The organism is Enterococcus avium ATCC 14025 (genome assembly GCF_000406965.1).
GTDB classification, from domain to species: Bacteria; Bacillota; Bacilli; order Lactobacillales; family Enterococcaceae; genus Enterococcus_A; species Enterococcus_A avium.
The window spans coordinates 813,249-833,594 of the sequence record NZ_KE136357.1 but is presented as its reverse complement, the minus strand read 5'-3'; the positions used below and the strand labels follow the sequence as shown (position 1 = coordinate 833,594).

At 38.3% G+C, this 20,346-nt stretch carries 20 protein-coding genes; 13 read left to right on the top strand and 7 right to left on the bottom strand.

Annotation, left to right across the window (positions count from 1 at the left end; all coding sequences use genetic code 11):
- Positions 1 to 349 precede the first annotated feature (349 nt).
- The 3 genes from OMU_RS03940 (at position 350) to OMU_RS03930 (ending at position 1,951) form a co-directional block, all read left to right on the top strand.
- A complete protein-coding gene (locus OMU_RS03940) occupies positions 350 to 1,138 on the top strand; it encodes a DUF4931 domain-containing protein (protein WP_016178669.1) in 789 nt (262 codons plus the stop codon).
- A 335-nt stretch (positions 1,139 to 1,473) separates the two neighbouring features.
- Complete coding sequence (locus OMU_RS03935) at positions 1,474 to 1,743, top strand: DUF2187 family protein (protein ID WP_016178668.1); 270 nt, start codon at positions 1,474 to 1,476, stop codon at positions 1,741 to 1,743.
- A complete protein-coding gene (locus OMU_RS03930; RefSeq protein WP_016178667.1) occupies positions 1,736 to 1,951 on the top strand; it encodes a hypothetical protein in 216 nt (71 codons plus the stop codon). Before OMU_RS03935 ends, OMU_RS03930 begins: the two co-directional genes overlap by 8 nt.
- A 127-nt stretch (positions 1,952 to 2,078) precedes the next feature.
- On the opposite strand, the gene OMU_RS22785 is transcribed toward OMU_RS03930, so the two are convergent.
- On the bottom strand, positions 2,079 to 2,294 hold the full coding sequence (locus OMU_RS22785) for a DUF3955 domain-containing protein (protein ID WP_016178666.1): 216 nt from the start codon (positions 2,292 to 2,294) through the stop codon (positions 2,079 to 2,081).
- A gap of 126 nt (positions 2,295 to 2,420) precedes the next feature.
- Here OMU_RS22785 and OMU_RS03925 point away from each other — a divergent pair, with 126 nt between their 5' ends.
- Positions 2,421 to 2,846, top strand: a complete 426-nt coding sequence (locus OMU_RS03925; protein ID WP_016178665.1) for a PRD domain-containing protein — start codon at positions 2,421 to 2,423, stop codon at positions 2,844 to 2,846.
- Positions 2,847 to 3,208: 362 nt separating this feature from the next.
- Here OMU_RS03925 and OMU_RS03920 read toward each other — a convergent pair whose 3' ends face one another.
- On the bottom strand, positions 3,209 to 4,156 hold the full coding sequence (locus OMU_RS03920) for an alpha/beta hydrolase (protein WP_016178664.1): 948 nt from the start codon (positions 4,154 to 4,156) through the stop codon (positions 3,209 to 3,211).
- A gap of 196 nt (positions 4,157 to 4,352) precedes the next feature.
- Here OMU_RS03920 and OMU_RS03915 point away from each other — a divergent pair, with 196 nt between their 5' ends.
- Positions 4,353 to 5,072: a hypothetical protein gene (locus tag OMU_RS03915; RefSeq protein ID WP_016178663.1), complete on the top strand. Its 720-nt coding sequence runs from the start codon at positions 4,353 to 4,355 to the stop codon at positions 5,070 to 5,072.
- Positions 5,073 to 5,230: 158 nt separating this feature from the next.
- A complete protein-coding gene (locus OMU_RS03910; protein ID WP_016178662.1) occupies positions 5,231 to 6,556 on the top strand; it encodes a replication-associated recombination protein A in 1,326 nt (441 codons plus the stop codon).
- Between the two features lie 278 nt (positions 6,557 to 6,834).
- Here OMU_RS03910 and OMU_RS03905 read toward each other — a convergent pair whose 3' ends face one another.
- The 3 genes from OMU_RS03905 to OMU_RS03895 all read right to left on the bottom strand — a co-directional run bounded on the left by OMU_RS03905 (position 6,835) and on the right by OMU_RS03895 (position 9,636).
- A complete protein-coding gene (locus OMU_RS03905) occupies positions 6,835 to 7,470 on the bottom strand; it encodes a PepSY domain-containing protein (protein WP_016178661.1) in 636 nt (211 codons plus the stop codon).
- Between the two features lie 116 nt (positions 7,471 to 7,586).
- Positions 7,587 to 8,939: a sensor histidine kinase gene (locus OMU_RS03900; protein ID WP_016178660.1), complete on the bottom strand. Its 1,353-nt coding sequence runs from the start codon at positions 8,937 to 8,939 to the stop codon at positions 7,587 to 7,589.
- Positions 8,929 to 9,636, bottom strand: coding sequence for a response regulator transcription factor (locus tag OMU_RS03895; RefSeq protein WP_016178659.1), 708 nt, complete (start codon positions 9,634 to 9,636; stop codon positions 8,929 to 8,931). The genes OMU_RS03900 and OMU_RS03895 overlap by 11 nt, the downstream gene beginning before the upstream one ends.
- A 330-nt stretch (positions 9,637 to 9,966) precedes the next feature.
- Here OMU_RS03895 and cysK point away from each other — a divergent pair, with 330 nt between their 5' ends.
- The 4 genes from cysK (at position 9,967) to OMU_RS03875 (ending at position 14,991) form a co-directional block, all read left to right on the top strand.
- Positions 9,967 to 10,896, top strand: coding sequence for a cysteine synthase A (cysK, locus tag OMU_RS03890; protein ID WP_016178658.1), 930 nt, complete (start codon positions 9,967 to 9,969; stop codon positions 10,894 to 10,896).
- Positions 10,897 to 11,189: 293 nt separating this feature from the next.
- Positions 11,190 to 12,743, top strand: a complete 1,554-nt coding sequence (locus tag OMU_RS03885; protein WP_016178657.1) for a PTS transporter subunit EIIC — start codon at positions 11,190 to 11,192, stop codon at positions 12,741 to 12,743.
- A gap of 35 nt (positions 12,744 to 12,778) precedes the next feature.
- Positions 12,779 to 14,116, top strand: a complete 1,338-nt coding sequence (locus OMU_RS03880; RefSeq protein ID WP_016178656.1) for a 6-phospho-alpha-glucosidase — start codon at positions 12,779 to 12,781, stop codon at positions 14,114 to 14,116.
- A 104-nt stretch (positions 14,117 to 14,220) separates the two neighbouring features.
- The gene (locus tag OMU_RS03875; RefSeq protein ID WP_016178655.1) at positions 14,221 to 14,991 is read left to right on the top strand and encodes a MurR/RpiR family transcriptional regulator; all 771 of its coding nucleotides are present in this window, start codon (positions 14,221 to 14,223) and stop codon (positions 14,989 to 14,991) included.
- Between the two features lie 156 nt (positions 14,992 to 15,147).
- Here the strand turns inward: OMU_RS03875 and OMU_RS03870 are convergent, their stop codons facing one another.
- Complete coding sequence (locus OMU_RS03870) at positions 15,148 to 15,906, bottom strand: GntR family transcriptional regulator (RefSeq protein WP_016178654.1); 759 nt, start codon at positions 15,904 to 15,906, stop codon at positions 15,148 to 15,150.
- A gap of 147 nt (positions 15,907 to 16,053) precedes the next feature.
- Here OMU_RS03870 and OMU_RS03865 point away from each other — a divergent pair, with 147 nt between their 5' ends.
- Together OMU_RS03865 and OMU_RS03860 are read left to right on the top strand one after the other, a co-directional pair.
- Positions 16,054 to 17,097: a zinc-binding dehydrogenase gene (locus OMU_RS03865; RefSeq protein WP_227132027.1), complete on the top strand. Its 1,044-nt coding sequence runs from the start codon at positions 16,054 to 16,056 to the stop codon at positions 17,095 to 17,097.
- Positions 17,094 to 18,077, top strand: a complete 984-nt coding sequence (locus OMU_RS03860) for a Gfo/Idh/MocA family protein (RefSeq protein ID WP_016178652.1) — start codon at positions 17,094 to 17,096, stop codon at positions 18,075 to 18,077. The genes OMU_RS03865 and OMU_RS03860 overlap by 4 nt, the downstream gene beginning before the upstream one ends.
- Before the next feature lie 116 nt (positions 18,078 to 18,193).
- Here the strand turns inward: OMU_RS03860 and OMU_RS03855 are convergent, their stop codons facing one another.
- Complete coding sequence (locus OMU_RS03855; RefSeq protein WP_016178651.1) at positions 18,194 to 18,631, bottom strand: hypothetical protein; 438 nt, start codon at positions 18,629 to 18,631, stop codon at positions 18,194 to 18,196.
- A gap of 544 nt (positions 18,632 to 19,175) precedes the next feature.
- Between OMU_RS03855 and OMU_RS03850 the strand changes: the two genes are divergently transcribed.
- The gene (locus OMU_RS03850; RefSeq protein WP_016178650.1) at positions 19,176 to 20,021 is read left to right on the top strand and encodes a MerR family transcriptional regulator; all 846 of its coding nucleotides are present in this window, start codon (positions 19,176 to 19,178) and stop codon (positions 20,019 to 20,021) included.
- The last annotated feature ends 325 nt before the right edge of the window (positions 20,022 to 20,346 follow it).

Sequence of the window (20,346 nt, the reverse complement as noted above, 5' to 3'; positions counted from 1 at the left end):
GAATCATGAATATTTAGGATTTGTTTGATGGTTTTGTCTAGGCAATTATCTTTATATTTGATATTCTTAATACTGGACATTTGGTTCGCCTCCTATGATTGGGTTCAGCGATTTAATTATAGGACAACCAAATGTCTTTTTGTATAAAAAAATACTTGGTGTTCTCACTCAGAAAGAGTAACAACACCAAATATTATAGAACCAGAAATTGTTGTCATTTCTTATACCAAATCATGCTATGATTGGATTAATCGGTTGAAAACTACGAAGCAAGTCTGTTTTAGCAGACTTTAGTGGGCACTATGTGTGCAACAGACCGTGATTTTTTTCAGATGGGAGCTACAGAGCTATGAAGCATAAGAAAGAAGCAGACTTAATTTTTTTACCGCTGGCTGCCAATGGAAAGCCGCAACATTTGGGATCAGAAAAGACGGGGTGTCCCTTCTGTGAGTACGCAGAAAAAGAGAATATCTTGAGAAGAGAAGAAGACATGCTTTGGGTGCTCAATAAATATCAAACATTGCAGGACACCTTTCAAACGATCATTATAGAACAAGCAGACCATAACAAGGATATTTCAACTTATACAATCGAAGAGAATCGAAAATTATTTACTTTCGCCTTTGATTGCTGGACAAAAACCAAAAAAGACCCACAATTTAAATCCGTCCTTTTTTATAAGAATCATGGCCCATTATCGGGCGGTAGTTTAAAGCACCCTCACATGCAAATTGTCGGATTAAAGGAAATTGACGGAGAGGCTCAAATCGAACCGGAGAATTTTGAGGGAATCACTGTTCTGTCTGAGAACAACGTTGTTATCAATTTTTCTAGTAGGCCAATTATGGGATTTTTAGAAATCAATATTATTGTTGATTCTCAGATTTCAGAGGCAATTTATCGTTTGGCTGACTACGTGCAAAAGACGGTTAATTATATTTTAACTACGTATCACCATGGACGCTGCGAAAGCTATAATCTATTTTTCTTTGAGAAAGAAGGAAAGTACATCGTTAAGCTAACCCCACGTTTTATCGTTTCCCCATACTTCGTTGGTTATAAGCTGACCCAGAATTTTTCTGAAGAGCATTTACTTTTACTAAGGGAGGAATTTCGGAAGAGTTTGTTAGAGAAATAAAAGAACATCAAAGCAGTTTATTTTTTTGAAAAAGTGTACAAATGAGTCCGAAAGAAAATATGGATTGAACTTTTGAATAAGGCGCGATTAATATAGATAAATCAAATGTAAAGTACCTAGATTTCCATTGGAAAATGGCATTCGGGTACTTTTTTTTTTCCCTAATTAATAAAAAGATGAAAGTCTGTCTATAAATATTAAATTTTAATTAAGAATATCCGAGTGTACAGGCTATGGTCAGCTAAAATAGGTAGTAAACAGGCTTCTTTACAAAAAAGTAACACAATATGGTTTGTTGTTTTACATGTGAAATAGGCCAAGGAGAGTGAAAATAATTGAATAACGGAAGTCATGCGATGCCAAGTTCTATGATGGAGCTTCGCGAGAATGCCTATAATTTGCAGTATTTGGTAGGAGATAGGATTGATTTTTTATTTAATGAGGGACAGCTTAATCTCTCGGGGATAGTGATAAAAAAGTACACTCACAGCTGTTTAGTCGATATTAGCCAAGATACTGAGCTTACTCGGGATGAAATTGATCTATATAATCAGAAGGTTGTTGTGAATTACAAACAAATCAAAGGGGTGGTTCATTGTGGATGATGCAGCATTCGAAGATTTAGAACTTCATGTATTGACGTTAGCTTTTCAAATAGAAGGATTAAAGAAAAATGCTACGACTAACAAGCAAAGGAACTCATTGAAAATGATTGAAGAGGATTATCGGTATTACAAAAGACAATATGACCAGCAGGTGAAAAAAATGGAGAAGGTGATTCCGAAAAAAGTTTCTTTTGGCGATTGGGATTAATTGTTGATAACGAATAAAAAAAGGATGGCGATGCAGACGCTGGATGTCTACATCACCATCTTTTTTAATACTCGAAAGTTCATTGCTGAAAAAAATAACTTTTCTTCAACAGAGGATTTACTGCGAATCAAGCCGAGTATTTCCTCAATATTCTTTGTTTGACGAAACTGTATAAGGCAGTAAAGAAAGCAAGTCCTAATGTTAAGTAGCCTAACGGAACACAAAAGAACGCTGGTTCAATCAGCATTCCGCTTGAATCGAGGTAAGAACCGACTAGGGCAGAAGTCGAAAATAACAAAATACTCAAGAAAAGAAATATACAAGGAATAATGAATTTTTTCATGGTGTCTCCTTCGTTGTTTTTCTAAATTATATAGAATAGAACTTAAGAAAAGATAAGTGTGACAAAATTGTTAGATGTGAAAGGCATTGAGGTATCAACCAGCTTTGTCTTTTGGAGTATGCTATTGTGATCAATGAGACAGAGGATGTGGGATTAGACGAGACAGAATCAACGGCAATTGCTATGCATTTCATCAGTAGTGGAAGCAATTATGATTCGATTCAACAGGCGATGAACGTCACAAAAATTATTTCGGAGATCATTTCCATTATCCAATATCATTTTCAAATCAAAATTGATCAGAACTCGAAAAATTTTTCTCGATTGGTATCCCACCTTCAATATTTCTTGATTCGCCAGGTAAAGGGAATCAAAATGATGGATATGAGTGAAGAAATGATTCGCATTGTCCTTGATCAATATCAGTCCTCCTTTCAATGTGCAGAAAAAGTGATAGGTTATTTGAACAAGGTCCATAATGTGAAACCACCATTAGAGGAGGAAGTGTACTTGACGATGCACAAAGAAAGAGTTCGTCAGGTGGAGATGTGAATACTGCCGTTTTTTGAGACCGCCTAATTTATATGATACAAGCACCATTCCTTTTTTTGGAATAGGTGCTTTTTTATTCTATCTTCGGAATAAAAAATGACAGGGATAATTCTAAGGAGGATTTATCTTTTTTCAGACGATAACTATAAGGTGCGCATAGGATTCAAACGAGGCTAAAGACTGATTAATTTGTACGTTCAGGAGTGAAAATCATACGTTTAAGATAAAATGGACTTTTATATGTTCTCAATTTGCTCAAATATTCAGCTTTCCACTGATGCAGCCAACATAGCTAATTCCAATCCTTCAATGATTCTAAGGATCGAGCAAACAGCAACATTTGTCCGATCCTTTTTCACATTCTATTTATTTCGTTTATTCAACCAATCGGTAGAGACATCCATTGCAGCTCTTGTCGCGTGGCTTTGATCCATAGAATTGACCATTACGAAATCATGGATCATCCCTTGAAAGCGGACTTGTGTCACATCTACTCCGGCATCCCGCAAATGGCGAGCATATTCTTCACCTTCATCTCTTAACACATCGGCTTCGCCATTAAGAATCATAGCTGCTGGCAGTCCGGTCAACTCTTCTTTAGAAGCCTGAAGTGGTGAGATTGTTTTGATTGTTGCGTCTTGACCTTCTGGTAAATAATGATTCCAAAACCATTTCATTCCTTCTTTAGCTAAGAAATAATCAGTCGCAAATTGATTATAGGAGTCCGTATCAAATGCGTGATTCGTTACAGGATAATATAATAATTGCTGATTGATTTTTGGTCCTTGGCGATCCTTAGCCAACATCGTAAGGACTGTCGCCATATTTCCGCCCACGCTGTCACCAGCAATCGTGATGCGGTCAGTGTCATACTTTCCATCTGCATCCGCGACTAATTTCAACAGTGTGGCATAGCTTTGTTCGATCGCCACGGGATATTTTGCTTCAGGAGAACGATCATATTCAGGAACAAAAACAATGGAGTTGGTTCTTACGGCTAATTCGCGAACTAATTTGTCATGAGTCTGCGCACTGCCCAATACCCAACCAGCGCCATGAATATAAAGAATGACTGGCAGTTTCTCAGTGGTATCTCTTGGTTTTACGGTTCGAACGTTAATCGTTCCATATTTCCCTAGCTCCCATGTTTCATCTTGAATATCTGCGTCCAATTTTTCTACTGGAGAATCTTGAACTTCCTCTAAAAGTGCACGTGCTTCATCTATAGGTAATTGATAAATATAAGGTTCTTTTTCATTAGCGATACTAAATTCTAAGGCTGATTTTTCTAAAGAGATTCTTTCTGTCATATCATTTCCTTCTTTCTTGGTTCCCATTTATCATAATAGCAACCGCTATCATTTCAAAGGAATCGGCTTGTTAAACTATTCGCTAATAAAAACCGTGAAAATCTCAATTGTAAACTGGTTCTTGCTTTTTTCTCATTCTTTTTACGTTACTTAGTGGTAAAATTAAAAAAATCAGTTCATTTTTCGGGGGATTAAGATGAAAAAAATTAGTTTTATTATGTTAGGATTTTGTGTCGTATTTTTATTGTCAGGCTGCAATTCAACTAAGAAAGAAGAAGCAGAACCATCGAGAAGTGTTTCTTTAGCACCAGAAACCTCGTCAAGTCAAATATCTGAATCAACCGTATCATCAGCGTCGCAAAGCAGCAGTACGACTGAATCTAGTAGTAAGGCTCAACTTACTGATGCTCAGAAAGGACAAATGAATCAGGCGTTTCTTGATTGGGCGGGGGGACGTGCTGTAATAGGAAATATGGCGGTTAGTTATTGGTTTTTTGATCACGGAGCGGCAGGACGTGGTGATTGGTATGCCAATACCCCAGATGGTCAGGTGCAAGTTCAGAATAATGGCGTGCCAGGGGAAAATGCGTTTCCTATTCATGCTATCGGCGGATGCGTCTTTTATACATCAAAAGACGGGAGCGTTGGTAAGCAAGAGCTTATGGCAGGATCATTTGCGGCAAATTATTCTGTAAAAATGGATTATAGTAAACCTGTCAGTAAGTATTTATTAGGCGATAATGGTGTTGTTTATGAATTGAAAACAGGAAACGGTGAGCCTGTGAGTACAAACACAGGCTTTGGCGAATACGCGGATGATGGAAGCTTAGGAAGCTACACACCGACTAAAAGTTTTCAAGTTTCTGAGGATCAGGCAGCGCAGGAAAAGCTTAGAGAGCTGATGTATTCGTATTGATTCTTTTTGGTTTTTGGTTAAGATTAATTAGAACGTGACCGTACAATCTGTTATAGGATTTGTACGGTTTTTTGTCGTTCAAAGTAAGTAGACAATTTTGTAAAAAAAGCTCAAAAGTGTTAAAATAGAACAAACGTTCGTTTTTAGGAGGGGATTGAATGAGACAAGGATCAATTTTTGAAAAGTCCAGAGAAAAGAGTGAACCATTAGCGACACGCGTTCGTCCTGAAACGCTAGACGATTTTGTGGGACAAACACATTTACTAGGTAAAGGGAAGCTGTTGCGGGAAATCATTGAAAATGATCGCGTCTCGTCAATGATTTTTTGGGGACCGCCAGGAGTAGGCAAGACAACATTGGCCCGTATCATCGCAAATCAAACAAAATCTGAATTTATCAATTTCAGTGCGGTCACTAGCGGAATCAAAGAAATAAAAACGGTCATGAAAGATGCGGAGCATAATCGGACTTTTGGTACGAAAACGATCGTCTTTGTGGATGAAATCCATCGCTTTAACAAGGCGCAGCAGGATGCTTTCTTACCTTACGTTGAAAATGGCAGTATCATTCTGATTGGCGCCACTACAGAGAATCCATCCTTTGAGATTAATTCGGCATTGCTGTCGCGTAGTAAGGTATTTGTTTTAAATCAATTGGAAAGTGAAGATATTTTACAACTGTTGAAGCAGGCAATCGATAGTCCAAAGGGTTTTCCAAAACTAAAAATTGAACTGGACGATCAGGTACTTGATTCCATCGCGAAATACGCCAATGGTGATGCTAGAGTAGCGCTGAATACACTGGAAATGGCTGTTCTAAACGGAGAGAAAAAAGCGGATACGGTCACATTGAAGGAAGACAAGCTGCTAGATTTAATTGAGCGAAAATCATTTCTTTATGATAAAAAAGGCGAAGAGCACTACAATACAATCTCAGCTTTGCACAAATCAATGCGTAATAGTGATGTTGATGCAGCGATCTATTGGCTGGCTCGGATGGTAGAATCAGGCGAAGATCCATTGTTCATCGCCAGAAGACTGGTTCGATTTGCTAGTGAAGACATTGGTTTAGCAGATATTCGAGCATTAGAATTAGCGAATACAGTCTTTCAATCCTGCCAGTTCATCGGTTTGCCCGAGTGCAATGTCCACTTAACGCAAGCGGTGATCTATTTATCCTTGGCGCCCAAGTCAAATGCGGTGGATGCAGCCTATCAAAGGGCAAAAAAGGATGTCTACGAAACCATGAACGAACCTGTTCCTTTAGTTATTCGCAATGCGCCTACTAAGCTGATGAAAGAATTGCATTATGGTGAGGATTACCAATATGCCCATTCTACTGAAGCTAAATTAACTTCGATGAAGACGATGCCGCCCTCATTGGAAGGGCATCACTATTATTTACCAACGACACAGGGAAATGAAAAACGCTTCAAGGAACGAAAAGAAGCAATCGAAAAATGGCATGCAGAGCATGATGAGTAAAGAGAAAAACTTAAAGTGGAAACAACGTGCTACTTTTTGATTCTCGAAATAGGGAATCAGCAGTGTGGTGGGATTGATTTTAAATAATCCTGTTGCACTTTTTGTTTATAAAACAATAAAAATATCGCAAAAGAGATAAATGCAAGTCACTTAGATCAAATCTAATTAGTAAAGCCGGAAGCTGTAAAGCAATTTATTCATGCAAAAAAAATATCCTTTCCCTGTAGTTAAAAAGCTGATCCCAACAATATCAAATAGTTGAGACCAGCTTTGTGTTTTTAGTCGTCCATTTCTACTTCCAATACATTTCCTGACTGAGCATCAATTGAGACATCAGATTGTTGACCATTATTAACAATTTTTACATCCCAGTAGGTTTTTGATAGTTCTCGTTCCAATGACCATTCTGTGATGTCGCCGTTGACTTCCTTTTTGGCGATGCTGTTGATTTGATCTAATGGCAATAGGTTTTTGAGATCAAGCTTTTCATTGTTTCGTTCGTTTCCATTCCGTTCATCCTCATCTAGCATTTCTTCTTCTTGATGTTGAAGCTCGCCAGTTTCTGTGAAGAAAAGTTTGTATTCCTTACTGTCATCCATTCCTTTTACCTCATAGACAAACTTACTCATTCGTGATTCAATTTCAATGCCGGTGATATCTGTATTTGGCTTATTTTTCTGGTAAAGAGCGATAATCTCATCTAGAGACATCTGTTTTGTTGCTGAATCAGTGTTTTTTGTTGAGCTAGAAGCAGTGGAGCTGTTCGTTTGTGTTGATTGACTTTCTTGGGCAACGCTCTGACTGCTCGCCTCCTGTTGAGTACCATTTTCAAGCTGAGCAGAATTGTCTCCACAACCAGCAAGTAGTAATAGAGCAGAACCAGTAATTAGTAAAAGTAATCCTTTTGTTTTCATTTGTTTTCTTCCTTTCGCAATTCATCTTTTTATATCTTTTCTATACTTAAAGTATAACTGGCTGAGGGTACTGAAAATTCAAGATGGGATGAAAGCTTCATGAAGAAATCTTCATTTTAGTTAGGAAACTTCAAAGTAAAGCACGCGCCACTTGGTTGATGATCAGTGACTATGATGCTCCCATGATAAAGCTCCGTCAATTGCTTCACGATTGCCAGACCAATCCCAGTTCCGGGAATTTTACTAGAGCGGGAGCGATCGATGCGATAAAAGCGTTCAAAAACCTTTTCTTTTTCGCTATCAGGGATACGTTCTCCTGTATTGGCAATTTTTAAAGTGATTTCTTTTTCAGCTGCAGTGAGAGAGATAGTAATTTCTCCTTCATTTGGTGTATACTTAATGGCATTTTCAACTAAATTACGAATAATTTGATAGAACTGTTCAGAATTGCCGATTATGCTGGCTGTTTCATCTAAATCTAATTTCAACTTCTGGGGCATCAGTGTCGTGTATTCTTCAAGCGTAGTACGGATGAGTGCTGCTAGAAATAGCTGCTGCACTTCTCCTTGCTGTCTCTCGCGGTCAAGAATTAGCAGTTGATTGGCTAATAATTCCATTCGTTGAGATTCCTTATCAATAAAGGGTAACGATTTTTCTAAAACTTCAGGGTGCTCTTTCCCGCGCCGCTTGATAAGATTGACGTGACCTCGAATTGCAGCCAATGGTGTCTTCAATTCATGGGAAGCATCTGAGATAAATTGCCGCTCTCGCTGCATCAGCTGTTCCTGCTGTTGAAGCAGCCGGTTGAAGGAGCTTGCAAGATTATCTGCTTCTTTGGGTGAAAGTGGTATTGATAATCGTTCGTTTGTTTGCGGATGCTTAGACAAATTCAAGACCTCTTGATTCATCTTTACTAGCGGAGCACTGATTTTTTTTGCAAATCTAGCGACGAAAAAGATTCCTAGCAGTATGATCAGCATGGATATTTCTAAAGACCACAGAAAGAGAGTCGCTAGAATTTCAAAATTATCTTCCATACTGGTGAGTACTGCCACGCTGGTATTTTTTACATAAAATTGTTGAAACAAATAGGGCGTATCCTCATCCCATAGAACATCTGATAAAAAGGGGAGCTGTCTCAGCTGTTGAAAGCTGTCATAAAGCTGATAGGCATCGCTGGAATATACTGTGCTGCCTTTTTCTAATGAAACACGGATAAAATACCTAGGATCATCTGCGGCGATATAAAGCTGCAGGGTATTTTTCCATTCCTGATTGGTCTGTGTCTCTACTTGAGACAGCGCATCCTTAATGGCTTCGGTTTCTTTCTTACTGGATTCATACAACTGCAGTGCAGTGACACTGAGGATTAGAAGATTGACTAGTAAGACTAATCCCAGCATGATCATACTAAAACGAGTAATCAGTTGATACTGCAGTGTTTTTCCTTGTTCTTTTTTATTTTTCATCATCAGCCCTCAAGACATAACCAACGCCTCGGACTGTTTGGATCAAGCGAGGGTGTTGGTCGTCATCTAATTTGTTACGCAGCGCTCGAACAAAAACGTCGACTGTATTGGTTTGACCAATATAATCATAGCCCCAGACCTCATTTAATAACTCATCTCTAGTAAAAACCTCCTCCGGCTTTTTCATTAGTTCATAAAGAAGGTCAAACTCCTTCTGTGTAAGCATAATAGTCTGGCCATCCCGTGTTACAGTTCTTTTCACCACATCCATGGTCAAGTCCTGATATTGGTTGATGATTGGCTCATTTTGTAAGGACTGTATCCGCTCCTCTCGTCGAAGAATCACACGAATGCGGGCCAACAATTCTTCAATATCAAAGGGCTTGGTGAGATAATCATCTACTCCAGCATCTAAGCCTGACACTTTGTCCACTACTTGATCTCTGGCAGTCATCATTAGGATAGGGACTTGACTACGTCGACGAATTTTTCGTGCAACAGTCAATCCATCTACCTTTGGCAGCATCCAATCCAGCAGCAGCAAATTGACCCTTTCTTCATTGACATCGAAAATAGTCAACGCTTCTTGACCATCTGCGGCAATCAGTACCTCATAGTTTTCATATTTTAATTCTTCAGCGATAAAGCTGACTAAACTTTCTTCGTCTTCAACAATCAAAATTACTGGTTTTTTCATGCTTTTCTCCTTATCTAATGGGACAAATTTTCGTTAATAGGAAGATTGAACGAATACCTTTTTCTTTTAGAGTAGACGGCTTTTACGCGCAGGTCAATTATTTTATAATGAAGAAATTTTCATAAAGATGAGAGGATGGATGAATTTTTATAGCGCACTTATGTAAGTAATTTATAAGGAACCTATGCCAGTAAAAAGATAAATCAAGTCACTATAACTAAAACCAATCGTCATCCATAAAAAATGTCAATTGGCTAAAAGCGGCGAATAACAGGTATAGTTGTTTTAAATTAATCAGAAGTAAACAAAAACTGATAGGAGGAAATCAACATGACAAAAATTTACCAATCAATTTTGGACACGATCGGTGAGACGCCCATTGTAAAATTAAATCAACTTGTACCCGAAAACAGCGCAGAGGTCTATCTGAAGCTTGAGTTTTTTAATCCGGGCGGCAGCGTGAAGGATCGCATTGCATTGAATATGCTTGTAGCAGCAGAAAAAGCTGGGGATTTGAAGCCGGGGGATACGATTATTGAACCAACTAGCGGAAATACAGGCGTTGGGTTAGCAATGGTTGGGGCAGCAAAAGGCTATCCCGTTATAATTGTAATGCCTGATACGATGAGCATTGAGCGTCGAAAGCTAATTCAAGCCTACGGTGCGACATTGATTTTGACTCCCGGAGCTGAAGGAATGAAAGGTGCTATCGCTAAAGCGCAAGAATTAGCTAGTCAGGACGGGTATTTTTTACCATTACAATTCAATAATGCAGCAAATTCAGCGGCTCATCGTGAAACGACTGCTAGAGAAATCCGAGAAGCTTTTGCTGATAGCGGTCTGGATGCCTTTGTTTCTGGAGTTGGAACGGGGGGAACAATTACTGGTGCAGGGCAAGAATTAAAGCGGACATTCCCGTCATTGAAGGTTTATGCAGTTGAGCCAGAGGAATCCTCAGTCTTAAAAGGTGGCGCCCATTCTCCTCATAAAATTCAAGGAATTGGAGCAGGGTTTGTGCCGGAGATATTAGATACAGAAATCTATGATCAGGTTCTTTCCGTTTCCAGCGAAAAAGCATTGGAAAGCGCTAGAGAGGTAGCCGCAAAAGAAGGGATTCTGGTTGGGATTTCGGCAGGAGCGGCTATCCATTCTGCTCTTCAGGTGGCTAAAGAGTTAGGAGCAGACAAAAAAGTTTTAGCCATCGTCCCAGATAATGGAGAACGCTATTTAACGACTGTATTGTACGATTTTGACGATTAATGTATTCATTAAAAAAATAGTTTTAAGGCACGTATGCTTTCTTATGAACGAGGGTGCGTGCTTTTTTTGTATGACTATTATAGGTTTTAAGTTGTTAAAAGCTGGGGAGAGGAATCACAAACAATAATTATTAAATTGTTCAGAAAAGTGTTATTAAAAAAAATATTTTTTTTAATGGTTCCTACTTGTGGACTTAGGTCCAAAGAATCAAGGAAATATTGTAACGGGTTTCAAAAATTGTTAGTCTAAGGTCAAGAGATACGTATACTCAATAAAATGAATGGAGAGAAATGATGAAAAGTAAATTTTCTCAGACAATGCAGGACTTTTCTCGAGCAGTGATTGTTCCAGTTAAGTTTATGGCGGTAATGGGTTTGTTCTTGGCGGTTTCTGTTATTTTACAATTAGAATTCATGCCGAACGTCGTCCAGACTTTTGGCGGATTGATCAAAACGATGATGGACAGCATGTTAAATAATTTGGCACTGATCTTCTGTGTGGGAATTACAGCATCCTTAGCGAAAAAGAAAAAGGTCGAGGCCGCTCTGATTTCATTGATCGCGTTTTTATTCTTTTTGGCTGCCAACAATGCTTGGCTGACATTGACTGATCAATTAGCTGAAGCTGGTGAAATGGGGCTGTTCGGAACAGGACAAGCGGTGGTTTTAGGTTTTCAAGTAGTAGACATGAATATCTTTTTAGGGATGCTAGTCGGCTGTCTTGTTGCTTTTATCCATAATCGTTTTTCTGATAAGGAGTTTGTGGATTTTTTAAGTATTTATGGTGGTTCGCGTTTTTCCTTCATGATTTTGATTCCGGTCATTTTAATAACTGCGATCGGTATGAGCTATATTTGGCCAGTAGTGAATAATTGGATTTCGTCATTATCTGGATTTATTTTGACCACTGGACTATTAGGAGTCTTCATTTATGCGTTCGGCAATCGTTTCTTGATTCCGACTGGCTTGCATCATCTGCTGTGGATGCCGTTTTGCTTCACTGCGTTAGGTGGAACCGCTGAAATTGGGGGACAGGTTTACAATGGTGCGGCCAATATATTCTATGCGGAAATGGCAAATGCCGGATCTATTACTAGCTTGGATCCATCTTTACGTTTTGCAACCTTTGGCTTTGTTAAAATATTCGGTTCGATTGCTGTTTCATTGGCACTGATTCATTGCGCGAAAAAGCAGCGTAAGGAAGAAGTAAAGGGAATGATTTTACCTTCGATGTTTGTTGCCGCGGTGGCTGGGATTACCGAGCCTTTGGACTTCTCTTTTCTATTTGCCTCTCCATTGCTATGGCTAGTTCATAGCTTATTGACCGCTATTTCAGAGACAATTCTTTGGGGGATTGGGGCTAGAACGTACATGCTGTATGGATTAATTGATACATTCGTTTCTAACTCAGTCTTCAGTCCTTCTGTCACGAAATTCTATTTGGTGATCATTGTCGGAATTGTCATGTCAGTCATTTGGTATTTCATTTTTGTGCTTTTGATCAATAAATTAAACATTAAAACACCTGGTAGAGAAGACGATCCAGAAGAAATAGTTGTAGCAGATGCAGCAACTGGAGAACAGCTTGTCACTGCTAGCGCGAACGATTTTGATTTAGTTGTTGCTGGATTGGGTGGAAAAGAAAATATTGAAAGTATTTCTAATTGCTTCACTAGATTGCGAGTGACCGTGAAAGACGAAGAGCTAGTAGATTCGGCTCAATTAGAAAAAATCTCTCAGCAAAAAGGGATCGTTTTAAATGGAACGAATGTCCAAGTCATCATAGGAATGGGTGTTCAAAGCTTCAAGGATGATATTTGCGAAAAATTAGGGATGAGCGAAGGATAAAAATTAACAGTTTTTAGTTTGAAAGGAAGAGAAAAATGATGTTGGAAAAACAGTCAGTTGTTATTGCAGGCGGAGGAAGTACATATACCGCCGGAATCGTTATGATGCTTATTGAAAATCAGGATAAATTTCCTTTACGCAAGTTAAAATTTTACGATAACGATGAGGAGCGTCAAAATATTGTTGCGAAAGCCTGTGAAGTGATCGTTAAGGAGCGCGCGCCAGAAATTGAATTTTTGGCGACAACAGATCCCGAAGAAGCTTTTACCGATATTGATTTTGTGATGGCCCATATTCGAGTCGGCGGTTTGAAGATGCGTGAGCAGGATGAAAAAATCCCTTTAAAGTATGGGGTTCTTGGACAAGAAACCTGCGGACCAGGTGGAATGGCGTATGGTATGCGCTCGATTCCTGGAGTGGTTGAATTGATTGATTATATGGAAAAATATTCGCCTGAGGCTTGGATGCTGAATTATTCAAATCCAGCGGCAATCGTAGCCGAAGCAACTCGGAGAATGCGTCCAAACGCGAAGATTATTAACATTTGTGATATGCCAGTGGCGATCAAAAAATCAATTGCAGACATTGTTGGCTTAGACAGCGAAAGTGACATCGTCGATCGTTATTACGGCTTGAATCATTTCGGCTGGTGGACGGAAATGACGGACAAGCAGGGCAATGATCTAATGCCGAAATTAAAAGAGCACGTGGCAAAATTTGGCTACGCAGCAGCTGAAGATGAAGGAAATCCTTTATTAGAAGAAACTAGCTGGATGGATACTTTCCAAAAAGTAAAGGATGTTTATGCCGTGGATCCAAACACGGTTCCGAATACCTATTTGAAGTATTATCTATATCCTGACTATGTCGTGGCTCATGCCGACCCAAATTATACCCGAGCCAATGAAGTAATGGACAATCGGGAAAAAAATATTTTTGCAGAATGTGAACGTATCGCAGCGGCTCAAACCGCCGAGGACACCACGATCGAAGCGGGAGAACATGCGGAATTTATCGTACAATTAGCGGGAGCGTTGGCCTACAACACCTATGAACGAATGCTTCTAATCGTCAAAAATGAAGGGGCGATCGCTAACTTAGACGATGATGCAATGGTCGAAGTACCATGTATTGTCAGCAAGCGCGGCTATGAACCATTATGTATGGGAAAAATCCCGCATTTCCAAAAAGGAATGATCGAACAACAGGTAGCCGTCGAAAAATTAGTGGTGGATGCCTTTGAGGAAAAATCATATCAAAAATTATGGCAGGCGATGACACTTTCAAAAACCGTTCCTTCCGCTTCTGTTGCGAAACAGATTCTGGATGAAATGATCGAGGCCAATGGGGATTGGTGGCCTGAATTAAAATAATTTCAGTAATAAAGCATTAGTGAGATGATCATTAATGCTTTTTTCTAGCTTGAATCTCTTGAGTAGGTTTTGTAAGGTAAAATAAAAGACAAGGAGGGCTAGCGATGCTTTTTTCTGATATTGTCAATCAACATTACGAAACACTTAATGAAGTGGATATCCAAATGGTTAAATACATCCATGCGCATCCCAAGGAAGTCACAACGATGGGAACCAATGATTTTGCGAAGGTTTGTCATTCATCAAAATCCTCCGTGATTCGCTTTACCCAAAAGCTGGGCTTTACTGGATTTAGCGAGCTGCGTAATTTTTTGAAATGGCAAAACAATCCAAATGATATTGGAAAAGATGCTGCCTTTAAAAGAAGAATTTTTTCAGATGCCCAACGAACAATCCGATATCTTGAAGAGAATAACTGGGAAAAAATCTATCAGGCTTTGGAGAATAGTCGTAATGTCTACTTGCTGGGAACAGGAGTCACGCAACAAAATCAAGCAGCTGAGCTACAACGACTCTTGCTGTTGATTGGCAAGCCGGCCCAAATGATTCCTGCCTCTTCACAATCCAATGAGTTCAAACGAATCATGGAAAACATTACCGAAAACGACCTGATTTTTGTCCTATCACTATCTGGAGAAAACCAGCACCTTTTTAATGTACTGAATGTCCTTTCCACCTATCATTCTACGATCGTTTCCATCACAAATATGCAAAATAATCTTTTGTCTGGCAGAGCAGATTATTCGCTATATGCTTCTAGCAGCCGTAGTCCGAACCCCACCGATTGGTGGCTTCAAACCGCTTCTTCCTTTTTCCTATTGATCGAAGCCTTTGCGTTTGGTTATGTTGATTATTGCCGCAGTAAAGAAGATTAGTAATTAACTGAACATGAAAACCATTTCTAACAGATTATCCAGATATTGTTTGATTATCTGATTGCAAAACTATTTTAAAATTTTCATAACAGGGAAAAGGTGAACGCTTGTATTCCTATCGCTTTGATAGTCTACGAGCGTTCACTTTTTTCTTACTTAAAGCTCCTCAATGTTGATAACGTTATTAAATGAATGGGGTGCTGGTAGTAGAAGTTGATAGGCATACTTGCTTCCGATGTAATAGGTTTCTTCAAATTGGGCGGGACGTCCGTCACTTAATGTGCTGTATAATGACAGCTTAAGACACGGATCTTGGCTGGATATTTCTAGAAACTTGGCATTCTTTTCATTCAAATAACCAACCTCAAACTCTTGAGTAGCATTACCTAATTTGAAATCGTATTTGTTTTCTAATAGATCATAGAGGGATTCGTGTTCCATATCCTCAAGCGTCGTCCAATAAAAAATTTCAGGCATTAAATAAGCGATACTCAGACACAATAATTTGCCATCGACGATTCGCAATCGCTTCAACAGAATTACATTTTTATCTGAAGGCAGATTGAAAAAATTCGCCATCTTCACTGGCATAGTAACACTTGTAGTTTCTAGTACCCTAGTTTCTAACTTGAGCTTTTTTTCCTTCATTCTTTTTGTAAAGCTTGAAAGTTGAGATACACCTTCAGATAGCTGTTTTCCTTTAACGAAGGTCCCTTTACCTTGGATACGATAGAGATAATCTTCAGCGACTAATTCATTGATCGCTCTAGTTACAGTGATTCGGCTGACATTGTATTTTTTGCACAATTTAGCCTCAGATAAAATCTTATCATCAGTATTCAGTTGTTTTGTCTTGATCGCTTGTACAATGTCATTTTTGATCAGGGCATATTTAAAGGGTTGTGTCTTTTCCATCTAACCACCTACATCCGTTTTAGTATTAGATATAAGTCAACTTATTAAGTTGACATATCATTGTTAAGCTTATCATAGCAGATTGACTGTCTTCTAACAACGTGTTACGCTTTTTATATGGTATATCAACATGTCAACTTTGAAAGGGTGAGTATCATTTTAACTAAGAATGTTGTGATTAACGGAGTGGAGGATGTCCGTTTAATTGAAGAAACTGTCGATCCGAAGGCTGTTTCAGCGAAGGAATGCCTAATCGAAAGTGAAGTTTCGTTGATTAGTGCGGGAACAGAATTGTCACGAGTTTTTGGACTGAAGAAGGGAGCAGTTTATCCAGTTCGTCCAGGATATTGCTCAGTTGGGAAAATTCTGGCGATTGGAGACGATTTAGCAGGCTTTAATGTAGGTGACAGAGTCCTTTTTAATGGACCGCATAGTAGTTTGCAGTTCTATGATCCAAGTAAAAGTGATGGAGGAGTTCTTTTCAAGTTACGAGAGGAAACTAGCTCAATCGAAGGCTCTTTTCTGATGATGTGTTGGATCGCAATGAACGGGATTTTACCAGCAGATGTCAAGTTGGGAAATACTGTTGCGATTTTGGGTATGGGAACTTTAGGCTTGATTCTATCGATTTATTATCAGCAAATGGGTGTTGAGGTGATTGCTTTGGAACCTATTACCGATCGTGCAGAATTGGCAAAATCTATTGGAGTTAACCATGTAATTAATTGTGCGCCAAATGATCAATATGAGTCAGTCATGGAGATTACTGAGAAGAAGGGTGTGGATATTGTTGTTGATGCGACCGGTTTATCAGAGAGTATTGAGACAGCTATTAAGATTGCAGGCAAATATGGACAAGTAATCTTGATGGGCTCTCCGCGAACCGACTATACAACGAATGTTACAAATTCCTTTAACGCGATTCATACCAAAATGTTAACGGTGATCGGGGCATTTAATCGCAGGTACCCTTATCAAGAAAAAGAAGGCTCGAGACTCTCTATCCACAGAAGCTTAAAATATATTGAATCCCTATTAAACAAAAAAATCATTGATGTCGATCGTTTTATCAGCCATGTGATCGCTCCCACCGAAGAAAATCTGATGGAAGCATATGACGGATTGATGAATAAGAAAAATGAGTATACAGGGGTTATTATTGATTGGAATAAAAAGGAGGATTTAGCGTGAAATTTGGTGTAATTGGAACGAACTTTGTGACAGACTTTTTTATGGCGGGCGCTACTCAAGTAGCGGAATGTGAAGTTGTCGCGGTGTGCGGAACCTCGTTAGAAAAAGCGAAAGGTTTTGGCGAAAAATATGGAATTCCCCATGCTTTTAATTCTTATCAGGAGATGTCTGAATCTCAGTTGATCGAGGCAGTCTATATCGCTGTCCCTAACAGTTTGCATCACCCGATCACGACTTATTTTTTAGAAAAAGGTATTCCAACTTTTTGTGAAAAACCTTTAGCTGCCAACCATGAACAAGTAAAAGAGCTGATTGATTGTGCGAAAAAAAATCACACCTATTTACAAGAAGGATTAATCCCATTATACAATCCTAATTTTCAAATTTTGCGTGACAATCTGAACCTAGTCGGAAGGATTCGCCAAGTAAACTTGAATTTTTCTAAGTATTCCTCTAGATACGATGCATATTTAAGCGGTGAAAACCCTACAACATTCAGAAATGAGTTAGCGAATGGGGCCACGATGGATTTAGGCGTATATGTCGTCGCTGATTGTGTGGGACTATTCGGCAAGCCCAATAAAATTCTCAGTACAGCTTCATTACTGGATACAGGTGCAGATGTTGCAGGCTCCAGTATTCTAAGCTACGATGATTTTAATGTGACTCTTAACTATTCGAAAGCCAGTGATACAGTCAACACTTGTGAAATTTGCGGAGAACTGGGTCAGCTATTGATTGATCAGCCAAGTCAGCCGCAAAGAATCAGTTTCATTGAAAGAAAAACCGGCAAACACACAGAACTAGGCATTGCACCAAAAGAGAATTTCTCTTACGAAATTGCTGAAATGATCAATCAAATCAAGAAGAATGAAATCGAATCAACAAAAGTTCCTTTTGATGTGAGCTTGGCTATCCATGAGACGCTGACTGAAATGAGAAGACAATCGGGAATTGTTTTTCCGATGGATAAATTTTAGAAAAACCAAACCTCATCGTTCATGTGTGACTTTACTTACAAATAAAAAAACAAAGAAATCCGAAAGATCATGGTTGTTAATATTGATAGCCATGATCTTTCGGTTTTTCTTTTAAGTTATTTTATGCGATAAAAATGTTCAGGCTTTGATGTACCTTCAGCATTGGGTTTAGTTGTTGACATTTGAAAGCTGAGTTCATCGTCAGAAAGTAAGATCACACTATATTGTGTTTCTTCACTATTCATGGGTGACAGAAGCCAACGTTTTCTTGCAGGTTGTTGACTTGAAACACTTGCGTTAACTTTTCTGTTCTCAGTAGGAAATGAAATCGTGATAATTTGCTTATGCTCACTGAACGTTAGTTTATTGGCCGCGTCTACCGTTTTCCATTCGCCAGAAAAGGTATTCAAAAAAGCTTGATTATCAGTAATCTGCTGATCGGATATGTTGTTTTTTTGCATTACATTATTCAATTCTCTCACTGGAAAACAGATGATAAAAGAAATGAAAAATAACGATAAAAGAAATAATAGTTTACCTTTATAAGAGTTCATTTTCCCTCCAAAATGTTTGCCAAGCTGTTTAAGCGAAAAATGGGAAGATAGGTTTGCTTACTTGAAATAGTATAACACGAAAAAGCTTTCGCTTATTCGGGATGTTGGTCGGAGATAAACAGAAAAGTGAGGGTGTCTCGTAGATTATTATTTGCAAATATAGCGTACACTAATTTGATAAAAATTCTAGATTATATTTAGTATTAGATGCAGTAATTTTTGACTTTGGAGGATTAAAACCAAGATAGAATATCAATGAAGGGAAAATAAAATAACAGATTTTCTTTTAGATAACATCTGAAAGTGAAGAGAAATCCTTCTTTGCTAAAAAATAACAAAATAAGCTGGTTGTCTCTTGGTGAATAGCTAATTTTATTCAAAATTATTATAAGAAATAAATAAAAAAGTTTAAGGTAAATTCCATTGATATTAACACTTTTTTTCACAATTTGTGGTTATCTCGTTAGATACCAGGTCAGAAATTACCTTGACAACTATAACAGAACACCTCATAATTTTTGGAGAATTATCGGGAGGTGGAATGATGGTGACGAGAATAGATACGAAGAAACTGCATAGTATTGGTGAAGCGGCTGAGATTTGTCATGTTTCTAGAAAGACATTACGCTTTTATGAAGAGCTAGGATTGCTTGTTCCTGACCATGTAAGTCCTAAAAATGGTTATCGCTATTACAGCGAAGATACAGTTATGCTGATTCCAGTTTTGAAGTATTATAAGCAAATAGGGTTTCGTTTACAGGAAATGACAAAAGTTTCGAATACAACGGATTATTTCTACCACCAAAGGAACTTTCTTAGTAAGCTTGATGAGCTCAAAAAGGAAGAGGAGCGAATTCAGAATTGTCATGAATCGGTTTCTGATTGGGTAGGGCTTTTAAATGAAGGCACAATGGCGATAGAAAATAACATTACCAGTATCAGCCTGAAGTACATCGATCGCGATCAGTATTATTTTTTAGAACAGGGTTTTGAATACGATTACAAAAAATCCATCATCAATATTGAATGGACAAACTTATTGGAAACTACAGAAAGTGAGATTACCGGACCTGTCATCTTGGGTTTTGCGGATTATAAAGCAAAAGCTCAAGGAATGATTAATCAGGCAACGGTCACTCAAAAGCCTGTACGAAACAGCAAGTTTCTATTACCGAGGCAAGCATTTGGCGGACAAATGTTTGTTTGCATGTATCATTTTGGGGATCAAAAAGACAGTGCTGATAAGTATCCGTTATTGGAAAAATGGGCGAAAGAACATAATTATGAGATTGGACCAAATTGTTATGAGCGCTATGTCATAGATTATTGGTCTACACAAGATACAAATAAATTTGTCACCGAAATTATGATACCTGCTACGAAATTGTAGCATGATAGAGCTAAGCCACTTAAGTCGCTTAGCTTTTTTTTGTGCAAAAATGAAAATGATAATGTAATTATTCTGAAAAATGTGTAAGAGAAATGATCCTTGTCTTTAAGGGGAAGGTTTGAAAAAGGAAAGATTTTCGTTGTTAAAAAGGCATTTATTCTTTCATCATCAATAATTGAAAAATTTTCTTACCTTGTCATTCTAACAATTTTCACTTGTTTCGAGGTAAAAAAATGTGATAGTTCTTTTTATTTTCGTTCAATTTTTTTAAATTCTGTATTAATCTGAGAGAAAATAGCAGCGGCACTTCTATGAAATTATTTTA

Excerpts from the sequence above, each read along its gene's own strand:
- OMU_RS03855 (WP_016178651.1), bottom strand. The coding sequence starts at position 18,631 with ATGAACTCTTATAAAGGTAAACTATTATTTCTTTTATCGTTATTTTTC.
- OMU_RS22785 (WP_016178666.1), bottom strand. The coding sequence starts at position 2,294 with ATGAAAAAATTCATTATTCCTTGTATATTTCTTTTCTTGAGTATTTTG.
- OMU_RS03875 (WP_016178655.1), top strand. The coding sequence starts at position 14,221 with ATGCTTTTTTCTGATATTGTCAATCAACATTACGAAACACTTAATGAA.
- OMU_RS03895 (WP_016178659.1), bottom strand. The coding sequence starts at position 9,636 with ATGAAAAAACCAGTAATTTTGATTGTTGAAGACGAAGAAAGTTTAGTC.
- OMU_RS03880 (WP_016178656.1), top strand. The coding sequence starts at position 12,779 with ATGATGTTGGAAAAACAGTCAGTTGTTATTGCAGGCGGAGGAAGTACA.
- OMU_RS03940 (WP_016178669.1), top strand. The coding sequence starts at position 350 with ATGAAGCATAAGAAAGAAGCAGACTTAATTTTTTTACCGCTGGCTGCC.
- OMU_RS03870 (WP_016178654.1), bottom strand. The coding sequence starts at position 15,906 with ATGGAAAAGACACAACCCTTTAAATATGCCCTGATCAAAAATGACATT.
- OMU_RS03920 (WP_016178664.1), bottom strand. The coding sequence starts at position 4,156 with ATGACAGAAAGAATCTCTTTAGAAAAATCAGCCTTAGAATTTAGTATC.
- cysK (WP_016178658.1), top strand. The coding sequence starts at position 9,967 with ATGACAAAAATTTACCAATCAATTTTGGACACGATCGGTGAGACGCCC.
- OMU_RS03850 (WP_016178650.1), top strand. The coding sequence starts at position 19,176 with ATGGTGACGAGAATAGATACGAAGAAACTGCATAGTATTGGTGAAGCG.
- OMU_RS03915 (WP_016178663.1), top strand. The coding sequence starts at position 4,353 with ATGAAAAAAATTAGTTTTATTATGTTAGGATTTTGTGTCGTATTTTTA.
- OMU_RS03885 (WP_016178657.1), top strand. The coding sequence starts at position 11,190 with ATGAAAAGTAAATTTTCTCAGACAATGCAGGACTTTTCTCGAGCAGTG.
- OMU_RS03900 (WP_016178660.1), bottom strand. The coding sequence starts at position 8,939 with ATGAAAAATAAAAAAGAACAAGGAAAAACACTGCAGTATCAACTGATT.
- OMU_RS03905 (WP_016178661.1), bottom strand. The coding sequence starts at position 7,470 with ATGAAAACAAAAGGATTACTTTTACTAATTACTGGTTCTGCTCTATTA.
- OMU_RS03910 (WP_016178662.1), top strand. The coding sequence starts at position 5,231 with ATGAGACAAGGATCAATTTTTGAAAAGTCCAGAGAAAAGAGTGAACCA.